Source organism: Methylobacterium oryzisoli (assembly GCF_046557895.1).
Taxonomy (GTDB): Bacteria; Pseudomonadota; Alphaproteobacteria; order Rhizobiales; family Beijerinckiaceae; genus Methylobacterium; species Methylobacterium oryzisoli.
The window spans coordinates 1-3750 of sequence record NZ_JBKIBX010000100.1; the positions used below are offsets into that span (position 1 = coordinate 1).

At 66.1% G+C, this 3750-nt stretch carries 2 protein-coding genes and 3 pseudogenes; 3 read left to right on the top strand and 2 right to left on the bottom strand.

Annotated elements, in window-relative coordinates; translation table 11 throughout:
• Window positions 1–82: 82 nt before the first annotated feature.
• Window positions 83–457: pseudogene (locus ACKUB9_RS34105) on the top strand (transposase); the annotation flags it as partial.
• A 7-nt stretch (window positions 458–464) separates the two neighbouring features.
• Here the strand turns inward: ACKUB9_RS34105 and ACKUB9_RS34110 are convergent.
• Window positions 465–932 (bottom strand): hypothetical protein, encoded by a 468-nt coding sequence (locus ACKUB9_RS34110; protein ID WP_407531095.1) that lies wholly within the window; start codon window positions 930–932, stop codon window positions 465–467.
• Between the two features lie 81 nt (window positions 933–1013).
• Window positions 1014–1375: pseudogene (locus ACKUB9_RS34115) on the bottom strand (transposase); the annotation flags it as partial.
• A gap of 527 nt (window positions 1376–1902) precedes the next feature.
• Here ACKUB9_RS34115 and ACKUB9_RS34120 point away from each other — a divergent pair.
• Window positions 1903–2082, top strand: a pseudogene (locus tag ACKUB9_RS34120) (IS481 family transposase); the annotation flags it as partial.
• 147 nt (window positions 2083–2229) lie between these two features.
• Window positions 2230–3435, top strand: coding sequence for a D-alanyl-D-alanine carboxypeptidase/D-alanyl-D-alanine-endopeptidase (locus ACKUB9_RS34125; protein WP_407531093.1), 1206 nt, complete (start codon window positions 2230–2232; stop codon window positions 3433–3435).
• Window positions 3436–3750 lie beyond the last annotated feature (315 nt).

Genomic DNA, 3750 nt, shown 5'->3' on the forward strand with positions numbered 1-3750 from the left:
CTCCTAGGATTACGCCTAGGACGTCACGTCATCCCGCTTCCCAGCAAGGTGGCCCTCGCCGGACGAATACGACTGGGCGCGCGTCGTGCGCGACCTGCGCGACGGGCGCTATCGCGAGGCCGAGCGGGTGGTGCTGGTGATGGATCACCTCAACACGCATGCCCTGGCCAGCCTGTACGAGGCCTTCCCGGCCGCCGAGGCGCGCCGCCTGGCCGAGCGCATCGAGCTTCATCACACGCCCAAGCACGGCTCGTGGCTCAACATGGCCGAGATCGAGCTGAGCGCGCTGGGGCAGCAATGCTTGGCCCAGCGCATCGCCCAGGTGGACACGCTCACCCAACAGGTTGCCCGGTGGGAGGAGGCCCGCAACGCCGGGCAGACCACGGTCAACTGGCACTTCTCCGCCGGTCAAGCGCGCGACAAGCTGCGCAGCCTCTACCCATCATTTGACCCCTGACAGGGTACTAGAGCGACGGGCAGTGCTGCGCGAAAACAGCATACGCCGCGCGGAAGTTGGCGTTGAGCGGATACGTGGTTAGGCGCCTCCGGTAGGTCACGCGCAGATCCCCCGACGACGCGAAGATCTGTTTCATCGGTTCGGGTCGCAGCGCGGTCGCCACGACGTCGAAGGCATCGTCCATCTCACTCCATTCGGTGTTGCCGCTGACGCGGAGTGAGCCCTGCTCCGCCGCGAGCGAGATCGGAATGCCGCTGCCCACCCTCTTCTCGGCGGCGGGAGTCGTAAAACCGAGCCGCCCCGTTCCCATGTGGCAGTCGAAGAAGAACGCGTGATTGCTGCTGTTGGGCACGCCGTAATAGAGAACGACGTTGTTGGTGCCCCGGTCGACCTTAGGGATCCACTTCATCGCCTCGCGGGCCGAGGCGGCCGTGGCGACGGCAGAAATGACAAGGGTGGAGACGAAGGTGCGCATGTGCATTATCCGTGCCTTCCTGAGATGAACTTCCTCACGCTGGGCGCAGCGTCGGGCAACGCTGAACGAAGGAAGCATAGGCAGATCGCAGATGCGCATCCACAGAAGTGCCTGATCGGGCGAGGTCGAGCGGTAGCGGATGCTCGCGGCCGACGCCGAGCGCGACGCAACTGCGCCGTTCGCTCACCCCATGCGCCTCCTGAACCTGACGCACGCGCTCGCGTCGCCGAGCGGGCGTCAGAGCTTTTTGCCAGCACGTCCTGCAGGATGTGCTTGTCGAGGCTCAGATCGGCCACCGGCTGCTTCAGGCGCCGCAGCTCGCCCGTGCCGAGGCTGCCGTAGAGCTTCTTCAAGCGGTAGAGTGTCTGCTCGGACATTCCCATCCGGCGCAGCACCTCGGCAACCGGCGTTCCCGTCTCGGCTTGCTTCAGCGCGAAGGCCATCTGCTCCTCGGTGAACCTGCTCTTCTTCGCGGCTCCGCTCCCCCCGTCAGAGGCTCACAAAACCCGAAAACTCGCACTCGCGCCGGGCCAAAATGGTGGGGGAACGTCAAGTCATCACCCGTCTGCTGTCAGCTTGGCTGTTGGTCTGTTGAGCCCGATGCCATCGGATCGGGAGATCGTCTCGATCACGTTGATGAAGAAATCGGGGCGAGTTGACGAAGAATCGGAATGGCACACCCACTGGAGCTATCCAAACATCTGATGGATATGACTTCCTTCCGGGGCGCAGGAACGGCCGCGGACGCCGCGGACTAAGCCCGATCAGAAGATGCTGAGGCGGCGCGTCCAGGACGGGTGACCGTGGTGGCAAGTGCCGTCCGCGGGGACCGAACAGCCGTCCATGGCCGTGACCTGCCGGTCGATGGGGGAGCCAGCAAGGATGATGAAGTCGGGATCCGGCATGGTCGGCTGCGACCAGGGTAAGCCCAAATGTAGCCTCGCAGGCATCGCTTCAGCGGGCAACTCAGATATACAAGGCGATCCGTCGGGCAATCCAAGCTCGCCACGGGAGTGGAGAGCCGGCGCCAAGCGCTATGGCATCAGTCCCGCGACCGTGCAGAAGCAGCGCTCCTGCCGGACCAGCACGGATGCTCGATGGGACTGAAGGAGCCCGATCCAGCGTGCTGAGCCTGGAGAACGAGGCGGTCAACTCCGTCCTCAGCCGACCGCCCTCGCAGCCGACGTCCACTCAGCGACCTGCAGTGGCGCGACAGCGGACAATCCCAGACCTCTTGTGGGGACAATGAGACTACAGCGCCATGATGAGCCAATTGCCGAGAATGACGAAACGGAGCTTGCGAACCGACGGCCTCATGCGGCGTCACCTGTTCGCCCTTGCCTGCGCCTTGCTCCTGCTGCCCGCGCAGGTCTTGGCCGGTGCCAGGGAGAAGATCGCGGCGCTCGCTCCGTCGGGGCTAGTGCTCGTGATGGACGAGAAGGGTAACGAGTTGGTCGCTCAGAACGCCGACAAGCCCTTCGTCCCAGCCTCCGTCGCGAAGATCGTGACCGCTTGGCTGGCGCTGGACGTCCTCGGCGCCGACTACCGCTTTCGGACCCGCTTCTACCTGGATGCCGACCGGGTGCTCTCCATTCGCGGCGGCGGCGATCCCTTTCTGATCTCCGAAGAGCTGGCTCTGCTCGCGCCGGCTTTGGTCGCCGCCATCGGCAAGCAGCCGCTCAGCGGCATCGTGCTGGACGCGAGCTACTACCCCGCCGTTATCCGCATTCCCGGCATCGAGGCGACCGACGAAGCCTACGACGCGCTGAACTCCGCGCTCGCGGTGAACTTCAACACGATCCACGCGGTGCGGAAGGGCAGGACGGTCCGCTCCGCCGAGGAACAGACCCCGATCACGCCGCTCGCGGTCAGCCAGTTCCTGGCCCGGAGCGCCCAGGGGCGCGACCGGATCAGCCTGACCCAGGATCCCACGCTGGGCCTGCTCTATGCCGGCGAGCTGATCGCCGCGTTCATCGAGCGGGCCGGCACCAGCGTCAAGGGCAAGATCTCGACGGGAACCGTGTCCGCGGGGCTGGAACCGGTCTACGTGCACCGCCAGTCCCGCCCCCTGTCGCAGATCCTGGCCGGGATGCTTCTCGACTCGAACAACTACATCGCCAACCAGGTCTTCCTCGAGATCGGCGGGCATCGCTTGGGCGGGCCCGTCAGCCTCGAGAAGTCGCTCCAGGTCGCGAACGAGGTGCTCGCCAAGCACGGCCTCACCGGGTCCATCCACCTTGAGGAAGGCTCGGGCATCAGCCGCGGCAACCGCTTCACGGCCCGGAGCCTCGTTCAGGTGCTGCACCTCTTCTCGCCCCAATCCGCCCTGCTGCGCAGCGGCGACGGCGCCCATTTCAAGACCGGCACGTTCTCCGGCGTCCGCACCTTGACGGGTTATGCCGACACGGCGAAGCACGGGCGGGTGCGCTTCGTGATCGCGCTCGGGGGCAACGACGGCGCGCTGCGCTTCCGAATCCTCGACGCCATCCGGTCCGAGCTGTAGCCGCAGGGACAGCCCCGGCTATCCATCGCATCGCGGCGCGGCTGTCCCGCGCCGATCTCCGGGCCTGCCCGGCCCTCCTGGATCGGGGTCGGCTGGGGCCGGTCCTGCCTGCGAGGCAAGCAGAAAGGGGAGCAGGATCGCCGCGAAGGCACGCGGATGCGAGTAGTTGATGCCGTGCGCCGCACCCGGGATGACGGCAAGCCTGCCGTGGGGCAGGAGGCCTGCAACCCGCGTCACGAAGGCGTAATACCAACCCTCACTGATCAGAACCCACGGGCCCAGGCGCGCAGGCCGATGGACATGATGCGCCAGGGC

Coding starts and splice junctions, on each gene's coding strand:
- ACKUB9_RS34110 (WP_407531095.1), bottom strand. CDS start 932: ATGCGCACCTTCGTCTCCACCCTTGTCATTTCTGCCGTCGCCACGGCC.